This window comes from Enterococcus sp. 3H8_DIV0648 (assembly GCF_002140655.1).
Classification (GTDB): domain Bacteria; phylum Bacillota; class Bacilli; order Lactobacillales; family Enterococcaceae; genus Enterococcus_A; species Enterococcus_A hulanensis.
Genome location: NZ_NGLG01000001.1, coordinates 2,500,172 through 2,521,047, shown reverse-complemented (window position 1 = coordinate 2,521,047; position 20,876 = coordinate 2,500,172). Strand labels below are relative to the sequence as shown.

18 protein-coding genes are annotated in these 20,876 nt (G+C 42.0%); 16 read left to right on the top strand and 2 right to left on the bottom strand.

Annotated elements, in window-relative coordinates; all coding sequences use genetic code 11:
- Window positions 1–101 precede the first annotated feature (101 nt).
- The 13 genes from A5875_RS11585 (at window position 102) to A5875_RS11525 (ending at window position 14,395) form a co-directional block, all read left to right on the top strand.
- On the top strand, window positions 102–1,118 hold the full coding sequence (locus A5875_RS11585) for a LacI family DNA-binding transcriptional regulator (RefSeq protein WP_088933733.1): 1,017 nt from the start codon (window positions 102–104) through the stop codon (window positions 1,116–1,118).
- A 139-nt stretch (window positions 1,119–1,257) separates the two neighbouring features.
- The gene (locus A5875_RS11580; RefSeq protein ID WP_088933732.1) at window positions 1,258–2,559 is read left to right on the top strand and encodes a pyrimidine-nucleoside phosphorylase; all 1,302 of its coding nucleotides are present in this window, start codon (window positions 1,258–1,260) and stop codon (window positions 2,557–2,559) included.
- Between the two features lie 62 nt (window positions 2,560–2,621).
- Window positions 2,622–3,284: a deoxyribose-phosphate aldolase gene (deoC, locus tag A5875_RS11575; RefSeq protein WP_088933731.1), complete on the top strand. Its 663-nt coding sequence runs from the start codon at window positions 2,622–2,624 to the stop codon at window positions 3,282–3,284.
- A 12-nt stretch (window positions 3,285–3,296) separates the two neighbouring features.
- On the top strand, window positions 3,297–3,689 hold the full coding sequence (locus tag A5875_RS11570) for a cytidine deaminase (RefSeq protein ID WP_088933730.1): 393 nt from the start codon (window positions 3,297–3,299) through the stop codon (window positions 3,687–3,689).
- Window positions 3,690–3,750: 61 nt separating this feature from the next.
- Window positions 3,751–4,848 (top strand): BMP family lipoprotein, encoded by a 1,098-nt coding sequence (locus A5875_RS11565; RefSeq protein ID WP_088933729.1) that lies wholly within the window; start codon window positions 3,751–3,753, stop codon window positions 4,846–4,848.
- A gap of 194 nt (window positions 4,849–5,042) precedes the next feature.
- Window positions 5,043–6,578, top strand: a complete 1,536-nt coding sequence (locus A5875_RS11560) for an ABC transporter ATP-binding protein (RefSeq protein ID WP_242550844.1) — start codon at window positions 5,043–5,045, stop codon at window positions 6,576–6,578.
- Window positions 6,571–7,701 (top strand): ABC transporter permease, encoded by a 1,131-nt coding sequence (locus A5875_RS11555; RefSeq protein ID WP_088933728.1) that lies wholly within the window; start codon window positions 6,571–6,573, stop codon window positions 7,699–7,701. Before A5875_RS11560 ends, A5875_RS11555 begins: the two co-directional genes overlap by 8 nt.
- A complete protein-coding gene (locus tag A5875_RS11550) occupies window positions 7,701–8,654 on the top strand; it encodes an ABC transporter permease (RefSeq protein WP_088933727.1) in 954 nt (317 codons plus the stop codon). Before A5875_RS11555 ends, A5875_RS11550 begins: the two co-directional genes overlap by 1 nt.
- Window positions 8,655–9,420: 766 nt before the next feature.
- On the top strand, window positions 9,421–10,593 hold the full coding sequence (gene deoB, locus A5875_RS11545; RefSeq protein WP_088933726.1) for a phosphopentomutase: 1,173 nt from the start codon (window positions 9,421–9,423) through the stop codon (window positions 10,591–10,593).
- An 89-nt stretch (window positions 10,594–10,682) separates the two neighbouring features.
- On the top strand, window positions 10,683–11,501 hold the full coding sequence (locus A5875_RS11540) for a purine-nucleoside phosphorylase (RefSeq protein WP_088933725.1): 819 nt from the start codon (window positions 10,683–10,685) through the stop codon (window positions 11,499–11,501).
- Between the two features lie 48 nt (window positions 11,502–11,549).
- On the top strand, window positions 11,550–12,257 hold the full coding sequence (gene deoD / locus A5875_RS11535; protein ID WP_088933724.1) for a purine-nucleoside phosphorylase: 708 nt from the start codon (window positions 11,550–11,552) through the stop codon (window positions 12,255–12,257).
- Between the two features lie 101 nt (window positions 12,258–12,358).
- Window positions 12,359–13,099, top strand: coding sequence for an alpha/beta fold hydrolase (locus tag A5875_RS11530; protein WP_088933723.1), 741 nt, complete (start codon window positions 12,359–12,361; stop codon window positions 13,097–13,099).
- Between the two features lie 108 nt (window positions 13,100–13,207).
- A complete protein-coding gene (locus tag A5875_RS11525) occupies window positions 13,208–14,395 on the top strand; it encodes an iron-containing alcohol dehydrogenase (protein ID WP_088933722.1) in 1,188 nt (395 codons plus the stop codon).
- 13 nt (window positions 14,396–14,408) lie between these two features.
- Here the strand turns inward: A5875_RS11525 and A5875_RS11520 are convergent, their stop codons facing one another.
- Window positions 14,409–15,419, bottom strand: coding sequence for an acyltransferase family protein (locus A5875_RS11520; protein ID WP_088933721.1), 1,011 nt, complete (start codon window positions 15,417–15,419; stop codon window positions 14,409–14,411).
- Between the two features lie 115 nt (window positions 15,420–15,534).
- Here A5875_RS11520 and A5875_RS11515 point away from each other — a divergent pair, with 115 nt between their 5' ends.
- The 3 genes from A5875_RS11515 (at window position 15,535) to A5875_RS11505 (ending at window position 18,119) form a co-directional block, all read left to right on the top strand.
- Entirely contained in the window at window positions 15,535–16,407 is an 873-nt protein-coding gene (locus A5875_RS11515) for an alpha/beta hydrolase fold domain-containing protein (RefSeq protein WP_088933720.1), read from the top strand.
- A gap of 64 nt (window positions 16,408–16,471) precedes the next feature.
- The gene (locus tag A5875_RS11510) at window positions 16,472–17,086 is read left to right on the top strand and encodes a TVP38/TMEM64 family protein (RefSeq protein ID WP_088933719.1); all 615 of its coding nucleotides are present in this window, start codon (window positions 16,472–16,474) and stop codon (window positions 17,084–17,086) included.
- Window positions 17,087–17,165: 79 nt separating this feature from the next.
- The gene (locus A5875_RS11505; protein ID WP_088933718.1) at window positions 17,166–18,119 is read left to right on the top strand and encodes a Gfo/Idh/MocA family protein; all 954 of its coding nucleotides are present in this window, start codon (window positions 17,166–17,168) and stop codon (window positions 18,117–18,119) included.
- A gap of 757 nt (window positions 18,120–18,876) precedes the next feature.
- Here the strand turns inward: A5875_RS11505 and A5875_RS11500 are convergent.
- Entirely contained in the window at window positions 18,877–20,385 is a 1,509-nt protein-coding gene (locus A5875_RS11500; protein WP_088933717.1) for a helix-turn-helix domain-containing protein, read from the bottom strand.
- Between the last annotated feature and the right edge of the window lie 491 nt (window positions 20,386–20,876).

Genomic DNA, 20,876 nt, shown 5'->3' with positions numbered 1-20,876 from the left:
TTCAGCAGAGCAAGCAAGAAGTCTTGTCTTTTAACGAAAAAGGCTTTCTTTCTAAATTTTCCTTTGCTACACTTAAAAAAAACACAGAGAGAAGGTCAATGATGAAGATCACCATCAAAGAAATCGCTGAGATGGCAGGGGTTTCGGTAACGACTGTATCGCAGATTTTAAATAATAAAGGCAGTCGTTTCAGTGAACAGACCCGTAAAAATGTCTTAGCGATCGTTGAAGAATATCAATATAAACCGGATTTTTTTGCGGCAAATTTGATCAATCGCCATTCAAAAACGATTGGGATGATCGTGCCGGATGTGACAGACTTTTTCTTTTCAAAAGTGATTGAAGGGGTAGAGAGTTATTTAAACCCTTTAGGATATATGATTATTTTGTGCAACTCGCGTCATGATATCGAACAAGAGAAACGTTATTTAAATGAGTTGTCGCATCGTTCTGTGGATGGGATCTTACTAGCTACGCCCAATCATTTAGAAGATGAGCACAAGTTAGGCAGCGACTTCTATCGAAAACACCCCATTGTCCTTATCGACCGAGGGTTGAATGATCGCGACTGGGGTCAGCTTTTAGTTGAGGAATATGCTGGTGCGCAGGAAGTATTGCGGATGCTGGTGGAAAAGGGCCATCGGCACATCGGGATGCTGAAAGAAAGCCAAGGCTATTACCAATTAACAGAACGTGTGAAGGCCTATCGTCAAGTGGTCTTTGAGTACCAATTGCCTTTTGAAGAAAGTTATATTTGTTCTGGACAATTAACGATCTCAGGCGGTTATCATGCGGCGAAGGAAGTCCTGAAGAATAAGCAGATTACCGCGATTTTCTGCGGGAATGATGAGATGGCGATCGGCTGCTATCAAGCGATCTATGAAGCTGGATTAAAAATTCCTGAGGATATTTCAGTAGTTGGTTTCGACGGGTTAGAGGTCAGCAAATATATGGTTCCGCCATTAACGACAGTCTTTCAGCCCAGCAGCGAAATCGGATTCTCCGCAGCAAAGTTCTTAGTCGATGCTATTAACTTCCCTTCTCAGCGAATTCCGAATAAAATCTTCCAAACTAAATTAATTATTCGTGAGAGTGTGAAAAATATAGATCAGGGTTGACAACGGGTTCACGACCCGTTATAGTAACGATGGTAGCGCTAACAGAAAGCGCTTCTTCGTTAAGTAAACTGTTTTACTAAAGTGGTTTACCTTTCGCTATTTTATTGTATAATATCTTTTGACGCTTGGAGGAAAACCTATGAGAATGGTAGATTTGATCGAGAAAAAGAGAGATGGAAAGATTCTATCAAAAGAGGAAATCGATTTTATTATTGAAGGTTACACAGATGGCAGTATTCCAGATTATCAAATGAGTGCGTTACTGATGGCAATCTTTTATCAGGATATGACCGATGAGGAAATTTCTCACTTAACTTTAGCGATGGCTAATTCAGGAGACATCATTGATTTGTCTTCTATTGATGGTATCAAGGTGGATAAGCATTCAACTGGCGGAGTTGGTGATACGACAACATTAGTGTTGGCTCCACTCGTAGCAAGCGTTGGTGTACCTGTAGCAAAAATGTCTGGACGCGGCCTAGGTTTTACTGGCGGTACTTTAGATAAATTTGAATCAATCCCAGGCTTTAAGATCGAATTATCTGATCAAGAATTTATTGATATCGTGAACAAGAGCAAAGTTGCAGTAATTGGTCAATCAGGAAACTTGGCAGCAGCCGATAAAAAACTTTATGCCTTACGGGATGTGACTGCAACAGTGGATTCTATCCCATTGATTGCCAGCTCGATCATGAGTAAAAAAATCGCGGCAGGGGCTGATGCAATCGTCCTAGATGTAACAACTGGCGACGGCGCGTTCATGAAAGACATCGAAGACGCGAAACGGTTGGCTAAAACAATGGTACGAATCGGAAAACTTGCCGGTCGTCAGACGATGGCAGTTATTTCAGATATGTCAGAGCCGTTAGGCGAAGCAATCGGAAACAGTTTGGAAATCGTTGAGGCTATTGATACGTTAAAAGGAAACGGACCAGCAGACCTTACTGAAATGTGCTATGTACTCGGCAGTCAAATGGTTGTGTTAGCGAAAAAAGCAGAGACATTAGACGAAGCCCGTGCAATGCTGGAAGAAGCTCTTCATTCAGGCAAAGCGTTGGAAAAATTCCGTGAGATGGTTAAAGATCAAGGCGGCGATGAAACAGTGATCGACCAAACAGATCAAATTTTGACTGCTAAATATACGATCGAATTACCGGCTAAAACTTCCGGATATGTCACCAAGCTAGTTGCAAATGAAATTGGGATCGCAGCCATGCTGTTAGGCGCGGGTCGCAAAACTAAAGAGGATGATATCGATCACGCGGTAGGAATCAAACTTCACAAGAAGATCGGTGATGAAGTAGCTGAGGGCGAGTCGTTATTAACGATTTATGCTAATTCTAATGAAATTGACGAGGTTAAAGAATTACTTTATCAAAATATTTTCATTGGGGATGTCCCTAAAGAGCCTGTTTTAATTCACGATATTATTACAGAATAAGTAATTAAAACTTTTTTAGAACAATTAGAAATATATTATAATAGAAGAAGTGAGGATCAAAAATGGAAATAAATCGAATGATCGACCACACAATTTTAAAAGCAGACGCGAAAAAAGAAGATGTCATGAAAATTATTGAAGAGGCAAAAAAATACCGCTTCTATTCTGTCTGCATCAATCCTACATGGGTTGCACTTGCGGCAGAGGAATTACAAGGTGAACCTGTTGCTGTGTGTACAGTGATCGGCTTCCCGCTTGGGGCCAACACAACTGAAACAAAGGCTTTTGAAGCATCGAACGCCATTGCAAATGGGGCGGATGAAGTCGACATGGTCATCAATATCGCTGAATTAAAAGACGGCAATGATGAAAAAGTTCAAAAAGACATCGAAGCTGTTGTTGCTGCGGCTAAGGATAAAGCGTTAGTAAAAGTTATCATTGAAACTTCATTATTAACAAATGAAGAAAAAATCAAAGCGTGTGAATTGGCGAAAGCAGCAGGTGCAGACTTTGTTAAAACATCGACTGGTTTTTCAACCGGTGGAGCGACAGTTGAAGATGTTCGCTTGATGCGTGGAACAGTTGGACCCGAAATGGGAGTCAAAGCTTCCGGCGGTATCCACAATGCCAAAGAAGCAGAAGCAATGATCGAAGCAGGCGCAACACGTTTGGGTGCCAGCTCTGGGGTTGCTATCATGAACGGACTTTCCGGTACGGGGTACTAGGGGGAGTTATAATTGAATAAACAAGAATGGATCGACATCGCGGTCGAAGCACTCGATAAAGCGTATGTCCCATATTCAAAATTCCCAGTAGGTGCGTGTCTTGTAACTAAAGACGGCAAAACCTATCAAGGAATCAATATCGAAAATGCCTCATACGGCTTAACGAATTGTGCAGAACGTACTGCCTTTTTCAAAGCTGTATCAGAAGGCGAAAGAGAATTTAGTCATTTAGTGATTGCAGGTCACACACCAGAACCAATTTCTCCATGCGGCGCTTGTCGTCAAGTCATGGCAGAGTTTTGTGATCCAGCGATGCCAGTAACCTTGGTCGGTGACAACGGTGTAGTTAAGGAAATGACCGTTGAAGGGTTACTGCCGTATACATTCACTGATAAAGATTTATAAACCATGTTCATTCAGTCGCAGGACTGTTGAAAAAAATTCATATTTAGGGGGCTTTACAGAAATGAAAAAAGCAAAATTATTTGGCCTAGGTACCGTGGCGATGGCAGCATTGCTAGCTTTAGGAGCTTGCGGCGGAGGCGGCGGTTCAACTGATTCTTCAGGTGGAGCGGCTAAAGAAGATTCAAAACACAGTGTTGCAATCGTAACAGACATTGGTGGTGTGGATGACCGTTCATTTAACCAAAGTGCTTGGGAAGGACTTCAAGCTTGGGGTAAAGATCACGACATCAAAAAAGGTAATGGCGGATATAACTATATCCAATCAAACGATGCTTCTGAATATGAACAAAATATCTCACAAGCTGTTACTAACGGATTCAAGACAGTCTTCGGGATTGGTTACTTATTAGCAGACCCAATCTCAGCAGCAGCAGATCAAAATGCAGATACAAACTTCGTTATCATCGATTCAGTGATTGAAGGTAAAGACAATGTCGCTTCAGCAACATTTAAAGACCAAGAAGCAGCTTACCTAGCAGGTGTTGCAGCAGCTGAAACAACTAAATCTAACAAATTAGGTTTCGTTGGTGGTGAAGAAGGTGCCGTAATTGACCGCTTCCAAGCTGGTTTCGAAAAAGGTGTAGCAGATACTGCTAAAAAATTAGACAAAGAAATTTCTGTAGATGTTCAATATGCAGCTTCATTCGGTGATCCTGCTAAAGGTAAAGCATTAGCGGCTAATATGTACAATGCTGGAGTAGATATCATTTACCATGCTTCAGGCGGTACTGGTCAAGGTGTCTTCTCTGAAGCAAAAGCTCGTAACGAAAAAGCTGACGAAGCAGACAAAGTTTGGGTTATCGGTGTAGATAGCGACCAACAAAAAGAAGGTAAATACAAATCTAAAGACGGTAAAGAAAGCAACTTCTGTTTAACTTCAACACTTAAAGGTGTAGGCGCAGCAGTTCAAGATATCTCTACTCGTGCATTAGAAGATAAATTCCCTGGTGGCGAACACTTATCTTACGGTTTGAAAGACGGCGGTGTATCTCTAACTGACGGATTCCTTTCAGACGAAGCAAAAGAAGCTGTTAAAGAAGCGAAAACAAAAGTTTCTGACGGCGACATCAAAGTTCCAGAAACTCCTGAGAAAAAATAATTCAGGTGACCATAGTCTCCAACAACGCGGAGACTATGGTCCTCTTTTAAAAAGAGTCTTCTTTTTTTAGCCAAGTTCCGACCTGTGTTGGATTTGGCTAAGGGAAGAACGCCCTTAACGTTGCAATGTTTTGTCAGGTTTATAAAGCGATAGGATGTGAAAAGAAAGTGACAGAAGAACAAAATGTCATTGAGATGCGCAATATCACCAAGCAATTTGGCACGTTTAAAGCAAATGACAACATCAATCTACAGATCCGAAAAGGTGAGATTCATGCACTTTTAGGTGAAAATGGTGCCGGGAAATCGACACTGATGAATGTTTTGTCGGGGTTATTGCAACCAACTTCTGGTGAGATTTTGATGGACGGTCAAAAGGTCGATATCTCAAGTCCAACTAGAGCCAATCAATTAGGGATCGGAATGGTCCATCAGCATTTCATGTTAGTTGATGCCTTTACCGTCACAGAAAACATTATTTTAGGCAGCGAGCCGAAGAAAAACGGTATGCTGGATCAGAAGAAAGCCAAAGCTGAAATCGTTCGATTATCCGAAGAATATGGCTTGAAGGTCGATCCAGATGCGTATATCCGTGATATCTCAGTCGGGATGCAGCAGCGGGTTGAAATTTTAAAAACGTTGTACCGCGGTGCGAATGTTCTGATTTTTGATGAACCGACCGCTGTATTGACACCGCAAGAAATCGATGAGTTGATCATGATCATGGAAGGCCTGATCAATGAAGGTAAATCGATTATCCTGATCACACACAAATTAGATGAGATCAAAAAGGTTGCGGATCGTTGTTCAGTTATCCGTCGTGGACAATACATAGGAACTGTCGACGTGAAAGATGTCAGCTCACAGCAATTAGCCGACATGATGGTTGGACGTTCTGTTTCATTTAAAACGGATAAAGTACCAGCAACACCAGGGGAAGTCGTTCTTTCGATCAAAGATTTAGTAGTAAAAGAAAGCCGCGGACTAGAAGCGGTCAAGAGTTTGTCGCTGGATGTTCATCGTGGCGAAGTTGTCGGTATCGCCGGAATCGATGGAAACGGTCAGACAGAATTGATTCAAGCGTTAACTGGTTTACGTAAAGTCGAAAGCGGAACAGTAACGATCAAGGGAGAAGATGTAACAGGTAAGGCACCGCGTCAAATCACTGAAACAGGTGTCGGGCATGTACCGGAGGATCGCCATAAATACGGCTTGATTCTACCATTACCGTTATCAGAAAATATTGCGTTGCAATCTTATTACCATGCGCCATTTAGTAAAAATGGTATTTTGAATTATGGCGAGATCGACCGTTACGCAAAACGTTTAATAGAAGAATACGATGTGCGGACGACCGGAGAAAAAGCTCCAGCGGCTTCGCTTTCAGGTGGTAACCAGCAAAAAGCGATCATCGCTCGAGAAGTCGACCGTGATCCAGATCTATTGATCGTGTCACAGCCAACTCGCGGACTCGACGTAGGTGCGATCGAGTATATCCACAAACGTTTAGTTGAACAGCGCGACAAGCAAAAAGGTGTGCTGTTAGTAAGTTTTGAGTTAGATGAAATTTTGAATGTCTCTGACCGTATCGCGGTTATTCACGCAGGGGAGATCGTTGGTATCGTAGATCCGAAAGAAACTTCTGAAAACGAGCTTGGCTTGTTGATGGCCGGCTATAGTTTAGAAGAAGCGCGAGCAGAATTAGCAAAGGCTGGTGAGACAAATGAATGATCGCTCAGAAAAAATTAGAAATATTTTAGTACCGATTATTTCAGTTATTTTAGGATTTGTTCTTGGTGCTGTTTTGATGTTAGTGTTTGGGTTCAACCCGATCGAAGGCTATAATGCGATGTTCAGCTCGGCGTTCCAAAGTAAAATGTCGATTGGAGAAATTTTAGTTGGTGCCGGACCGTTGATTTTTACCGCTTTAGGCTTTTCAGTCGCTAACTCAGCTGGGTTCTTTAACGTCGGACTTTCTGGTCAGGCTCTATGCGGCTGGGTGGCAAGTATCTGGGTAGCGTTAAGCATGCCGGATTCACCAAAAATTGTAGTCGTACCATTAGCAATTATTGTAGGTGCTTTAGCAGGTGCAGCAGCAGCGGCGATTCCTGGTTTGCTGCGGGCCTTCTTTGGAACAAGTGAAGTTATCGTAACGATCATGATGAACTATGTGATCCTTTACTTTGCCAATCATATTGTCAACCATGTGATGTCACCAGATGTCATCTCAAACAAAGGGGTAACAAAAGCTGTCGGCTTGAATGCTTCTTTGCGGGAACCGTGGCTGACGAATCTATTTGGCGGTTCGCGTGTAAACATGGGCTTCGTTTTAGCATTAGTGTTCTTAGTGCTTGTATGGTTCTTAATGAAACGTACGACATTAGGTTTTGAAATTCGTTCCGTTGGTCTGAATCCTTTTGCCTCTGAATATGCAGGGATGAGCAGTAAACGAACGATCGTGATTTCGATGATTATCTCAGGTGGATTGGCAGGTCTTGGTGGCGTTGTTTATGGTCTTGGAACCTTTATGAACTACTTTGTTCAAGGATCATCCATCAGTATCGGGTTTGACGGGATGGCGGTTTCGTTATTAGGAAACGGCAGCTCTGTCGGAATCTTATTGTCAGCACTGTTATTCAGTATTTTAAAACTTGGCGGACAAGGAATGCAGTTCTCAGGTATTCCGAGTGAATTAGCCAATAGTGTCATTCCGTTGATCATCTTCTTCGTAGCGATCAATTACATCGTACGTGTTGGTCTAGCTAAAGTAATGGGCGGTAAAAAAGAAGTCGAAACTGTCCAAGAAGTAGAGAGTGCTCCGAATGAAGAATCTGAAAAAGGGGGCAAAGTCTAATGAATATGGATTTGTTAGCTTCAATTATTGCTCAGACGCTTGTGTATTCTGCACCATTGATTTTAACTGCACTTGGCGGGGTATTTTCTGAACGCAGCGGGATCGTTAACGTTGGTTTGGAAGGGATCATGGTTGCGGGTGCCTTCAGCTCAGTTGTATTCAATCTGGCATTTGCTGATCAGTTCGGTGCGATGACACCGTGGCTAGGCGTTTTAGTCGGCGGTTTGGCGGGAATGGCCTTCTCACTGCTTCATGCAGTAGCGACTGTGAATTTCCGTGCAGACCATATTATCAGTGGTACTGTAATGAATCTGTTGGCTCCTCCATTAGCGATTTTCTTGATTAAGGTAATCTATGGAAAAGGTCAAACAGATACGATCCAACAGCAATTTGGCTACTTTGATTTTCCAGTATTAAGTAAAATCCCCGTTTTGGGTGAGCTATTCTTTAAAAATACTAGTTTGCCAGCGTACTTCGCTATTTTAGTCGCTGTGATCTCTTGGTTTGTCATTTTCAAAACCCGTTTTGGTTTACGTTTACGCTCGGTTGGTGAAAATCCGCAAGCGGCCGATACGTTAGGGATCAATGTTTACGCATTGCGCTATTCAGGCGTGTTACTTTCTGGCTTCTTAGGCGGAATGGGTGGAGCAGTCTTCGCGCAATCAATCGCAGGACGTTTTGCCGCAACAACAATCGCAGGTCAAGGATTTATCTCATTGGCAGCGATGATCTTTGGTAAATGGAATCCGTTAGGTGCGATGGGAGCCGCGATCTTCTTCGGCTTCGCACAAAACTTGAGTATCGCAGGTTCAAACTTGCCGCTCATCTCGCAAATTCCGGATGTGTATCTGCAATCAGCACCATATGTATTGACGATCGTCGTACTGGTTCTCTTCTTAGGAAAATCAGCTGCACCAAAAGCCGATGGAGTCAACTACATCAAATCAAAATAATTCTTTTGTTATTAAAGGGTGGGGCTATGGGACAATGTTTCTTAGTCGCGCCCTTTTTTGCGAGTCGGTCTTTTCGCAGGATACTTGAATTGAAATCTAAATTAAATTTTATAGGTAGCAGAAGATCAAGCAGTTTAGACCGATCGTATGCGTGATGAGAATAGAACTAACTTTTTCGCTTTTTGAAAAAGTTAATCCTTTAATACGAAATAGCTGCCAGTTTTTCTTCATGCTTTGCCAGTTCTACTTCTTGCTTTAGCAAGATTAGTAGAATGGTATGGCATCGACAATAAGGATAAATTCTGTAAAGAATTTATTTACATCAACTTAAGAGATGACTAGCATGACTAGAAAAATGGTATGCGTGATGAGAATAGAACTAACTTTTTTTGGTCTTTGAAAAAAGTTAATACCACAAAACGAAATAGCTGCGAGTCGGTCTTTTCGCAGGATACTTGAATTGAAATCTAAATTAAATTTTATAGGCAGCAGAAGATCAAGTAGTTTAGACCGATCGTATGCGTACGAAAAATGATTTCATATAAAATGAGCTAGCTGCCAGCCCAACTTCCCACAGTTTATTGTGGAAGTTAGATTTCTTACTATATTAATTACTACCAGCAATGGCTTTCAGTTTACGTAACTTCTTGAACCCAATATACTGGAGCTGGATTGATAATTTTTGCAAGTTATTATCTTCGTTAAATTTATAAGTAGGATTCGTCTTGCTTATTTTGAAATAAATTAATAGAAAGAGGGAATAGAAATGTTTAAGCGCATTCACTTAGTCGTTATGGATTCTGTCGGTATCGGAGAAGCACCAGATGCTGAGAAATTTGGAGATGTAGGTTCAGATACATTAGGTCATATTGCTGAAAAAGCTGGATTGAACATTCCGCATTTAGAACAATTAGGTCTTGGAACGATTCGTCCGTTGAAGGGCGTTGAAGATGTAGCGGATCATAAGGGCTACGCAACTAAATTGGAAGAAATCTCAGTTGGTAAAGATACGATGACTGGTCACTGGGAAATCGCTGGGTTGAATATCCAAACGCCATTCCGTGTTTTTCCAGATGGATTCCCGCAAGAATTGCTCGACCAAATTTCTGAGTTTTCTGGTCGTGGTATTATTATGGGTGCCAACAAACCTTATAGCGGAACTGAAGTGATCAAAGATTTTGGTGAAGAGCAAATGAAGACAGGCGACTTGATCATTTACACTTCTGCTGATCCTGTATTGCAGATCGCAGCACATGAAGAGATTATTCCGTTAGAAGAGCTTTATAAGATTTGCCAATATGTTCGTGATATTACCAAAGATGATCCTTATATGATCGGCCGTATTATTGCTCGTCCTTATCTAGGTGAACCTGGCAACTTTACTCGGACAAGTAATCGACATGACTATGCCCTTGATCCATTTGGCAAGACTGTTTTAGATTCATTGAAAGAAAATGGTAAAGACGTGATCGCTGTCGGCAAGATCAATGATATTTTCAATGGCCAAGGAATCACCGATGCCGTTCGAACGAAGAGCAATATGGATGGTGTCGATAAATTATTAGCTGTTATGAAGAAGGATTTCACTGGTTTGAGCTTCACGAACCTAGTTGATTTTGACGCATTGTTTGGTCATCGTCGCGATGTGGTTGGTTATGCTCATGCCATCGAAGAATTTGATCTGCGGATTCCAGAAATTTTAGATGCGATGCAGGACGACGATTTATTAATGATCACAGCGGATCACGGAAATGACCCAACCTTCGCAGGAACGGATCATACGCGTGAATATGTACCATTCTTGGTTTACAGCAAAAAAATGGCGGCACAAGGCAAATTGCCGCAGGGCTACTATTCAGATATCGCTGCAACAATCGCGGAAAACTTCGCGGTACCGGCGACTGAAAATGGCGAAAGTTTCTTAAAATTATTGAAATAAGAAAGGTTTCGCGAACGCGCTCAGCTTTTGAGCAATCAGACTTATACTTTCCTAAGGATTAAAAAAATACTCAGAAAAAGGAGCATTTTATGACAGACTTACAAGATAAAATTCAACAGACTGCTAGTTACATTCAGGACAAAGGTGTGGCGGATGTCGCATTTGGTTTGATCTTAGGATCGGGCTTAGGCGAATTGGCTGAAGAGATCGAGAACCCTGTAGTGATCCCGTATAACGAGATTCCGCATTTCCCCGTTTCAACCGTAGTTGGTCATGCTGGACAATTAGTTTATGGTCGTTTGGCTGGGAAAAATGTTTTAGCGATGCAAGGGCGTTTCCATTATTATGAAGGAAATACGATGGAAACCGTGACTTATCCCGTTCGTGTCATGGCGGCTCTTGGCATTCACTCGGTGATCGTGACGAATGCGGCTGGCGGTGTGAACGAAGGCTTCCAACCAGGAAACTTGATGCTGATCACCGATCATATCAATTTCATGGGAACGAACCCATTGATCGGACCGAATGATGAAAACATGGGACCACGCTTCCCAGATATGAGCGCGGCGTATACGAAAGAGTATCAAGAAAAGGCGCGTGAAGTGGCGAATAAATTGGCAATCGATTTGCAAGAGGGTGTTTATCTTGGCATGACAGGCCCAACGTATGAAACACCAGCAGAAATCCGCATGGCTCGGACAATCGGTGCGGATGCAGTCGGAATGTCGACAGTTCCAGAGGTCATCGTAGCCGCACATAGCGGGATGAAAGTTTTAGGCGTTTCTTGCATTACAAACTTAGCTGCGGGCATGCAGGCGAACTTGAACCATGCGGAAGTTGTGGAAACGACAGAACGTGTGAAAGAAGACTTCAAAAAATTAATCAAAGAAACACTAGCTGCTTTATAATCGAAGTATGCGTACGAAAATTAATTAAAACAAATAAGGAGGAATACAATGAGCGTTCATATTGAAGCGAAACAAGGTGAGATTGCTGATAAGATTTTACTGCCGGGAGATCCGTTGCGGGCAAAATTTATCGCGGAGAATTTTTTAGAGGATGCAAAATGCTATAACAACGTGCGCGGCATGTTAGGCTACACGGGAACTTATAAAGGTGAACGTGTTTCTGTCCAAGGTACAGGAATGGGAATGCCTTCTGCCGGAATCTATGCGCAAGAGTTGATCCAATCTTACGGCGTGAAGAAATTAATCCGTGTGGGAACCTGCGGCGCGTTGTCAAAAGACGTTCACGTTCGTGACCTGATTATTGCTCAAGGGGCAGTGACTAGTTCATCAATGGTGAAAAAACATTTCCCTGATTTCCACTTTGCACCAATTGCTGATTTTGAATTGATGATGAAGGCCTATGAAGTGGCAAAGGAAAAAGGCTTCACGACACATGTTGGAAATGTGTTGTCAGAAGATACCTTCTACAAAGATGATTTGGAACCAACCTTCAAATTAGCCGAATATGGCGTAATGGGTGTTGAGATGGAAGCAGCGATCTTATATTACTTAGGCGCGAAATTCCATGTTCAAGCACTAGGCATCATGACTGTCAGCGACCATATGGTGACAGGTGAGGAAACAACTTCAGAAGAACGCCAAAATACATTTAAAGATATGATGTACGTTGGGTTGGAAACATTGATTGCAGAATAAAAGTTTTAGAAGCCGTCTTTCATTATGAAGGGCGGTTTCTTCGTGTCTCTAAGAATTGATAGGTATAATAGAAGTAAATAAGCATGATTGGGAGGATCAAGATGAAAGTTGCTGTTCGAAAGCGCACGATAGGCAATATTCCATTGCTGGAGGTCGTGGCAGAGGATAAAATTTATGAACCGTTGCCGCTGATTATTTATTATCATGGTTGGCAGACGGCGAAGGAGCTGGTGTTGACGCAGGGGCGGAAATTGGCGGCGGAGAATTTTCGTGTGTTGTTGCCGGATGCGGCGAATCATGGGGAACGGAAGACGAAGACTTCGGAGATTCCATCGCTGACTTTTTGGGATAGTATTCAAACGAATTTGTATGAGTTTGGTTATTTGGTGGATTATTTTGAAAATCTTGGTTTAGTGATGGGGAAAATTGGTGTTGGCGGAATCTCGATGGGCGGAATCACCACCTGTATGTTGTTGACGCAGCATCCGGAGATCGATGTGGCGGCTTGTGTGATGGGGTCGCCTGCACCGATTAAGTATCGTGATCGCATTAGTATGCATGCGGGGGAATTAGGTTTTTATTTGCCGAAGGATTATCGGCAGCTGACCTCTTGGCTGGAAGGGTATGACTTATCTTTAGCTCCTGAAAAAGTAGCGGGGCGACCTGTATTTTTCTGGCATGGGACGGAGGATGAAAAAGTTCCTTATCAGCATACTGCTGATTTTATCAAAGCAAATCCGCAGGACAATCTTACTTTTGTCAGTGCGAAGGAGCGGCATTTTGTTCAGATCGCTACGATGGATCAGATCACGGCATTTTTTGCGAACAGCTTAGGCGGTTAACGATTGAAAGCGGCAAATTAAAACGGGAGAAAATGAGGGAAGTTAGTTTCTTTCTGGAAAACTTTGGCTTATGATAAATGGATAGAAGTAAACAGGGAGGAAATGTTAATGGAGAATTTTGATTTTCATGTAACAACGGATATTCGTTTCGGGAAAGATCGTTTGGCTGAATTACCAGAAGTGCTGAATCAATTCGGTAAACGAGTGTTGATCGTGTATGGCGGCGGCAGCATCAAGAAAATCGGTTTATACGATAAAGTGATGGAGCAGCTGAAGGCCAATGGTAATGAAGTCTTTGAATTAGCTGGCGTGGAACCAAATCCGCGGATCGAAACGGTTCGCCGCGGGGCGGAAATTTGTCGCGAGGAAAATATCGATGTGATCTTAGCAGTCGGTGGCGGCTCAACGATTGACTGTGCCAAGGTCGTAGCGGCTGCCACAAAATTTGACGGCGATGCTTGGGATCTGGTTTTACAACGTCGCAAATATCAAGGCGGTGCGTTACCGTTAGTGACGATCTTGACGCTTGCTGCGACAGGCAGTGAAATGAACAGCGGTGCGGTAATCTCTAATCTTTCAACGCATCAAAAATTAGGAACCGGCAGTAAAGCGATGTTGCCGAAAGTTTCCTTCTTAGATCCGCAAAATACCTTCAGCGTGAACAAATATCAAACAGCGGCTGGCTCTGCGGATATTATGAGCCACTTGATCGAAAATTATTTCAAACGCACGGAAGGAACCGATGTCCAAGATTCTGTTTCAGAAGGCTTGATGCGTTCGGTTATCAAGAACTGTCCGATTGCTTTGAAATATCCAGAGGATTATGATGCACGGGCGAACTTGATGTGGGCCAGCACGTTAGCCTTGAATGGATTAACTGGCAACGGCAAACCGGGTGCTTGGTCTTGTCATCCGATGGAGCATGAGTTGAGTGCTTTTTACGATATTACGCACGGTGTCGGTTTAGCGATTTTGACACCGCGTTGGATGGAGTATTCATTGAATGATGAAACCGTCGATAAATTTGCTCACTTCGCCTGGAATGTTTGGAATGTCGAAGAAAAAGTTCCCATGTTGGCAGCGCGAATCGGGATTCAAAAATTATACGATTACTTCAAAGCCTGCGGCATCCCAATGACTTTACCGGAAGTCGGCATCGATGAAGAAAAATTTGATGAAATGGCCAAACAAGCGGTGGCTCACAGTACCATCAAAACAGATGCCTTTGTCCCATTGGATGAAGCGGCAGTCAAAGAAATTTATACAGCGTGCTTAACTGAAAGCAGCTTTGAATAGAAAAAACGGCGGCTCATGACGAGTCGCCGTTTTTGTTTGGCATAATAAAATGCAATATTCGGGCAATTGTTTTTTGCAGAGTTTCGGTGACTTTGGGACGTGACAGCAGATAAGTAATAAAGACGCTGCCGGCCACTAAAAGAATCAAATGAATCAGCGGGTCTTTTTCAAATTGTGTGAACTCTACTAATGGTGCCACGAGATAAACATGCAGCAGGTATATCGCTAAGGTGCGCTGTCCCCAGGCTGTAAAAAAATGTGGTTTATTATTGACGAGGGCAAGAAAGACAAAGATAAACGCGAATCCGATTCCGTATAAAAAGACGATCGTCAATATTTTTTGCAGCAGCGGAACGGGAAAGAAAGCGTAGGCCCGATCTCGCCATAAAAGCTCTGGCGGCAAATTGTTTTTGGTCCAAAAATAGGCGTTGACGATCGCGAAAATGATGATGCCGAAGCTGATCGTCTTTCTAAAGGGAACTTTGCGAATTCGCGCGACATGCTCTGGTGTCGTGAAATAGCCCGCTAAGAAATAAGGCAGAAAACCTAATGTTCGAGCCATTGCCATATACGTACCGAACTCGGTCAAAAAGCCGGAGAATATTCCAACAATAAAACTCAAAATTAAGATTCTTCGTACTTTTACGAGGTCTGGTAGCAATAAACGCCAGATAAACATACAATATAAATACCAAAGGGTCCAGCCTGGACTCAAAATCATAAATTGATCGATTTTACCAATTGCCAACATGATAAGCGTTAAGATCATATTTAACAGCAGATAAGGCACTAAAAAGGTTTCCACCGCAGTGGAGCGGCCCTTTGCTAAATTTTTTGAAAAATAGCCAGAAATAAAGATAAATACAGGCATGTGGAATAGGTAGATAAAGACGTAAATAAATTCTCCGACCTTGTTATCTAAACGAAAATATTCCAATGCGTGTCCCAAGACCACGAGCAAAATCAAGATGCCGCGAATATTATCGTAAAGGTATTCGCGATTCGGTTTTGTGATTGTGGACACCTCCTCCAGATTCCGTTATGCTTAAGTGGCAGACTGCGATAGTCTACCTTATCTATTGTAGCATGAAAAGTCGAATTCTATGCGACGATGTGGGAAATATTTGGAGGATACAGCGATGCGCTATTCAGCGAAATTTGTAAAAAACGTGTTTAAAGTAATCAATATGAAAAAACTGGTAGGAGCGACGATGGTCGATCCGCCAAAGCGGCGCCGCTTGGTTAATCGCAGGCTTTCGCAAACGGATATCCCGCAAAAGATCACGGAGATCGACGGACATCAGCTGATTACGTTATTTCCTGGGCATCCAACGAGGCGTCATGTGTTCTATTTGCATGGGGGCGGCTATGCGTTGGAGGCGTCACCGTTTCATAAAGAGATTCAAGAACGGTTTGTGAAGCGTTATAATCTAAAGGTCAGTTATTTTGATTATCCGTTAGCGCCGGAAAATACGGCAGACAAAACCGTACCATTGACGGAACGGGCCTTTAAACAATTAACTTATTTATATCCGGATGACTGTTTTTTCTTGTTTGGTGATTCAGCAGGGGGCGGCTTAGCGATGAGTTTGGCGCAGCATTTGCGGAATATCGATTTGCCTAAACGTCCTAAAAAAATAGCCTTGGCATCACCTTGGCTGGATGCTTCATTGAGCGATCCGCGATCACAGGAACTTCAAGAAAAAGATGTATTATTAGAAAAGGATTTATTAGCAGAAGCAGGCGAGAACTACGCCGGTGAGCTGCCTTTGACAGATCCGCTGGTTTCCCCGATTTATGGGAATTTTGATAATCTGGGTGATTTATTAGTAGTGGCAGGAACGGATGAGATATTGTATCCGGACGTGCTGCGCCTAAGAGATCGGATCAAGCGCAGTCAGGGGACGACGATGCGTTTGGAAGTTGTGGAAGGCATGATGCATGATTTTGTCGTTTATCCATTGAAAGAATCATTGCCGTATGTTGATCAAATCGGCGAGTTTTACCAATAAAGCAGACTTCTTAATTAAAAAATAGTAGGCAGAATTCATTTAGGCACTCGATAGGAGGGGAAGGATGGCACAAAAATCACATTCACGTGCACCGTGGCAGCAAAAAGTGATCCAAGTTTTACCTGTCATTGGTTTAGCAGCGTTTATTCTTATCTTGATTTATACGCGACACTCCGGTATGTTCCGTTCAGTGGCGGACCTGCAGCATTTTATCAAGAACTTTGGTAATTTTGCTATCATAGCGTTTATCGTCGTGCAGGCGATCCAGCCGATCATTCCTTTTCTGCCGGGTGGTTTTGCGACGATCGTGGGAATGCTGATGTTTGGCAATATTCCTGGGATTATCTACAGTTATATTGGACTGGTGGTTGGAGAAATCGGGCTGTTTTTATTAGTACGGCGCTTCGGCCCAAAGTTTGCCCGTCTTGTTTTGTCTGAGAAGAATTTCCAAAAATTTGAAGCCGCTTTACAGGATCATACGCAGGATATCAAAAAATTATTGATCATCTGTTTTATCTTCCCGTTCCTGCCTGACGACCTGACTTGTCTAGTCGCGGGAATGACCGACCTTTCATTTCGCGAGTACCTGAAGATCATTTTGATCTTTAAGCTTTGGTCTGTGGGAGCGTATGGCTACTTCTGCTTGTTCGTTTTGAATAAGACGATCGCGGGTCTTTAATAATAGTAAGAATATAAAAAACGATGGGGACTGATTGTTTAAATCAGTTCCTTAATTGTCGAATTAGGAGGAAATAAGAATGATTCGTTACGGAATTTTAAGTACAGCCCAAGTGGTCCCGCGTTTTGTGGCGGGAGTCAAAGAAAGCAAAGACGGAGTCGTGACTGCGATCGCTTCACGGGGGATCGAAAAGGCTGAGAAAATGGCGCAGGAGCTGGACATTCCTAAGGCATTCGGCAGTTACGAGAAATTATGCCAAAGCGAAGACGTCGATATCGTCTATGTGGCGGTCTATAATAAAGGCCATTACGATGCCGCAAAATTGGCCTTGATGAATAATAAGCATGTTTTATTGGAAAAGCCCTTTACCATGACGCTGGCACAGGCGGAGGAATTGTTTGCGATCGCCAAAGAACGTGAGCTGTTCTTGATGGAAGCGCAAAAGGCTCTCTTTTTACCGATTACCGATCAAATCCAGCAGGTCATTCAAGCAGGAAAAATCGGTACCATACACTGGTTAGACTCCGTGACGGCGTATCCTAATATCGATCATATTTCATGGTTTCGCGATTTATCTGCGGGCGGCGGTGTTTTCCGAGGTGCCGGAACGTATCCGTTGGAATACATGCAGCATTTATTAGGTGCTTTGCCGGAGGAGTTCAAGGGTACACTGACTTTTCCAGCAGGTCAATCTGACGCGCAGGCACAAGCAACCTTGCGCTTTTCCAATGGCGTGCTGGGCACGATCTTTTTGACAGTCGATCTGGATTTGCCGAAACGGATGATCATTTATGGTGAAAAGGGCAAAATCGTCGTTCCTGATTTTTGGAAGACGGATACCGCGGAGATTGAATATAGTGACGGGCGCAAGGAAACGCTGCACAGTGATCAAAAGAGTGAATTTGTCTTTGAAGTCGAGCATGTAAATGAGTGTCTGAAGCAAGGTCGCTTGGAAAGTCCGATCGTAACGAAGGAATTAACGTTAAAAACAGTGGAGATCACGGAAGCAATTTATAAGAACAATCAAAAATGATTGTCAAAGGCTAAGCGGATGTGCTATAGTTTGTCTCATGCGACGAGTCGAGTGGATCTGTAATTAATGATCCTTCGATACCAGAGGCACAAAGACGTAAGTCACCTGTCGGATTTCAGGGTGTCGGAAAGAAGCTTAGTGGACGAAGAACCTTTCTATCAAATTTTGATACTGGTGAAACCCCCTCTTAGAATTTATTCTAAGAGGGGTTTTTGTTGTGGATTGATGAGCGCTAATTAAATACATAAAATAATCGTAGTCAACTCAAAGTATAAAGGAAATAAGTTTTTGGCAAAATTTATACTACTCTTCGTCGCCATATCATTCTGCTAAACAACTTGATCAATGAATTATTTAAAAAATATTTCACCCTCAAACTTAATATACTGCGAAAAGCAGAACTGACAGCTAGCTTGAAAGTAAGGATACATTTTTCGAAAAACGCGAAAAATGTATATATTGACGCCACGCATATCATTCTGCTAAACATCTTGATCAATGAATTATTTAAAAAAATATTTCACCCTCAAACTCAATGTACTGCGAAAAGCAGAACTGACAAAGACGATCGAATATGTCGGTCGATCGTCTCGTTCATTCAGTTAGTTTGATTTTGGAAAGAGAAACTAACTGTGGGTAGTATAGCATGATTTTATTTTTTGTTCAGGAGCACTGCGTTGATTCAAGGTACGTGAGCAGAAATATTTTCTCAAAATTGGCGAAAAGTTCAATTTTTGTTTAAAAAGTGTGCGTGATTTTAGTTTGTTTGCAGCTGCTTATTTTTTTGGATCATGATTTTTCGAACCATTGCTTGGAAGTTTTTCAGGTCTTCGTATTTGTCTTTGCATTCTAAAAAGAGGATCGGTTTGTTGCGGCTGTTTTCGATCGGGAAAAACTTATTGGTGCTGATAATCAGATCGACTGATTCGTCTGCTAGTAAAAAACGATTAGGATCAACAAAGTTTAGTTTGACTAAACCGCCGGTACTTTTTATAAAGAATTTTTTTAACCAAATAGAATTGAATTCCCCTTTTGAATCGTCGATAAAAATCGATAATTCGTATTCCGTCATAAATTCATTGGCGATGCTTAATGCTGCGTAGAGAAAAATCGCATAGTCAAGCTGTGAATAGATCAGGCTATTTCGCTGACAAATGTTCTCGAAACGGCAGCGAAGATTTTTTTGGACGATCGCCATGTCTTCGGGATAAAGATTGTAATGTTCACCGATCGGTACATAGTTATAGAAGCTTTTGAACAACAAGCGTGTATGGATGACATACAGTTCCTTCTCTAATTCGTCGTAATCGAATTGGAATTGGTTGAAGAGCAACCCAATATTTTGAATGAAGAACTGATTGGCTTGATAAATATTTGAATCAATCTCTTTATGATATTTCTTCATCTCTTGGAAGAAGGTGTTGTTGCGATAAAAGACCATTTTAGATTGTAAAAATAAGAGCATGAAATAAAGCTCATCTTTAAAATTCGTGTAGGCAGAAACATTTTCTTCCGTAATAAAATGGAAATGCTGCACGAATTTCGTTCCAATCAAAATTGATTCGACAGGCAGTTCATTATTTTCGATCCTATGATCAGATTGGTAGCGGATCAGTGTGATATCCACTAAATAGTCGTATTGAACTTTGGTAATCGGATCGATTTGATCTGATAGTAAAAAACTAAGCTTTTCAAAAATAAAATTTTTCTCTGGCGAGTTCTCAATATTAAAGGGCTGACCATAACCGCCATACAATTGCCAAAAAAAGCTCAAGAAGAACAGCCGAATCGTAGGTTCAAGTCCAGAAAGCACCAGCTCACCGTTTCTAATATGAAGGTCGATATTGGCTTCTTTAAGATAATCCCGCACCTCGTAAACATCTTTTTTTAAAGTGGAATAGCTCAGGTTATATTTATCCATCAAAGAATCCATTGTATTTTCTTTAATCAGCAGCAAACTTTCCACCAAATCAATTTTCATTGAGATGTGGTAGATAGCCAAGGACAATTCCTTGTTTGCAGCATAGTTGGTTTGAGTGATTTGATAATTTCGTTCTGAGGTGGTGAGTGGAACAACTCCGATTTTTTTCAGCACTTCATTGGAAAGTACCGATAGACGTTCTAAGTATTTTGATGTGGTACGTTTCTCAAAACCGACTTGTTCTGAGATTTCATTGATATCGTGAAAACCGGGATTTTCTTTTAAATAGGTAAAAATAGAAAAAAGCGCCTGACTTTCAAAATCTAATAATAGATCGATGCTCATGCATTCACACTTCTCTTTCATCATAAGGAATTGATTTTGTGTGTTCGCCGTTTTACCACTGGAATAAGTAAAACTGGCACACAGGTATCCTTCAAGGTCAACAGTATAAGCGCTCATCATTAAAGATAGACTAGTGACTATGTGAAAGTTGATTTAAAGACGTCTGCGAGTATTCTTTTTTGCGCACGCTTTATTTGTGAAGGATTATCATTTGCTAAGAAATTGACGGTTCTCTTCCAAAACTTTGCGGTGATTTTGTGCACAATTTAGACCTGCTGCTTTTTTTCTTAAAAACCGTTTTTATTTCGTGTAAGTGAAAAGAGAAAGTGGGGATGAATAAAGGGTTTCTTCCATTATGATGGCAGGATATATTTTAATAAACCTTCTAATAGAGGGCTGGAACGTGGTTTGACTTTGATTTTTTTAGGGCTAATATGATGGCTGTAGTTCGGAAGTGCGCACTTCGATTGCAATGAATTTAAAGGATGTGT

Excerpts from the sequence above, each read along its gene's own strand:
- A5875_RS11585 (WP_088933733.1), top strand. The coding sequence starts at position 102 with ATGAAGATCACCATCAAAGAAATCGCTGAGATGGCAGGGGTTTCGGTA.
- A5875_RS11580 (WP_088933732.1), top strand. The coding sequence starts at position 1,258 with ATGAGAATGGTAGATTTGATCGAGAAAAAGAGAGATGGAAAGATTCTA.
- deoC (WP_088933731.1), top strand. The coding sequence starts at position 2,622 with ATGGAAATAAATCGAATGATCGACCACACAATTTTAAAAGCAGACGCG.
- A5875_RS11565 (WP_088933729.1), top strand. The coding sequence starts at position 3,751 with ATGAAAAAAGCAAAATTATTTGGCCTAGGTACCGTGGCGATGGCAGCA.
- A5875_RS11560 (WP_242550844.1), top strand. The coding sequence starts at position 5,043 with ATGCGCAATATCACCAAGCAATTTGGCACGTTTAAAGCAAATGACAAC.
- A5875_RS11555 (WP_088933728.1), top strand. The coding sequence starts at position 6,571 with ATGAATGATCGCTCAGAAAAAATTAGAAATATTTTAGTACCGATTATT.
- A5875_RS11550 (WP_088933727.1), top strand. The coding sequence starts at position 7,701 with ATGAATATGGATTTGTTAGCTTCAATTATTGCTCAGACGCTTGTGTAT.
- deoB (WP_088933726.1), top strand. The coding sequence starts at position 9,421 with ATGTTTAAGCGCATTCACTTAGTCGTTATGGATTCTGTCGGTATCGGA.
- A5875_RS11540 (WP_088933725.1), top strand. The coding sequence starts at position 10,683 with ATGACAGACTTACAAGATAAAATTCAACAGACTGCTAGTTACATTCAG.
- deoD (WP_088933724.1), top strand. The coding sequence starts at position 11,550 with ATGAGCGTTCATATTGAAGCGAAACAAGGTGAGATTGCTGATAAGATT.
- A5875_RS11530 (WP_088933723.1), top strand. The coding sequence starts at position 12,359 with ATGAAAGTTGCTGTTCGAAAGCGCACGATAGGCAATATTCCATTGCTG.
- A5875_RS11525 (WP_088933722.1), top strand. The coding sequence starts at position 13,208 with ATGGAGAATTTTGATTTTCATGTAACAACGGATATTCGTTTCGGGAAA.
- A5875_RS11515 (WP_088933720.1), top strand. The coding sequence starts at position 15,535 with ATGCGCTATTCAGCGAAATTTGTAAAAAACGTGTTTAAAGTAATCAAT.
- A5875_RS11510 (WP_088933719.1), top strand. The coding sequence starts at position 16,472 with ATGGCACAAAAATCACATTCACGTGCACCGTGGCAGCAAAAAGTGATC.
- A5875_RS11505 (WP_088933718.1), top strand. The coding sequence starts at position 17,166 with ATGATTCGTTACGGAATTTTAAGTACAGCCCAAGTGGTCCCGCGTTTT.
- A5875_RS11500 (WP_088933717.1), bottom strand. The coding sequence starts at position 20,385 with ATGAGCATCGATCTATTATTAGATTTTGAAAGTCAGGCGCTTTTTTCT.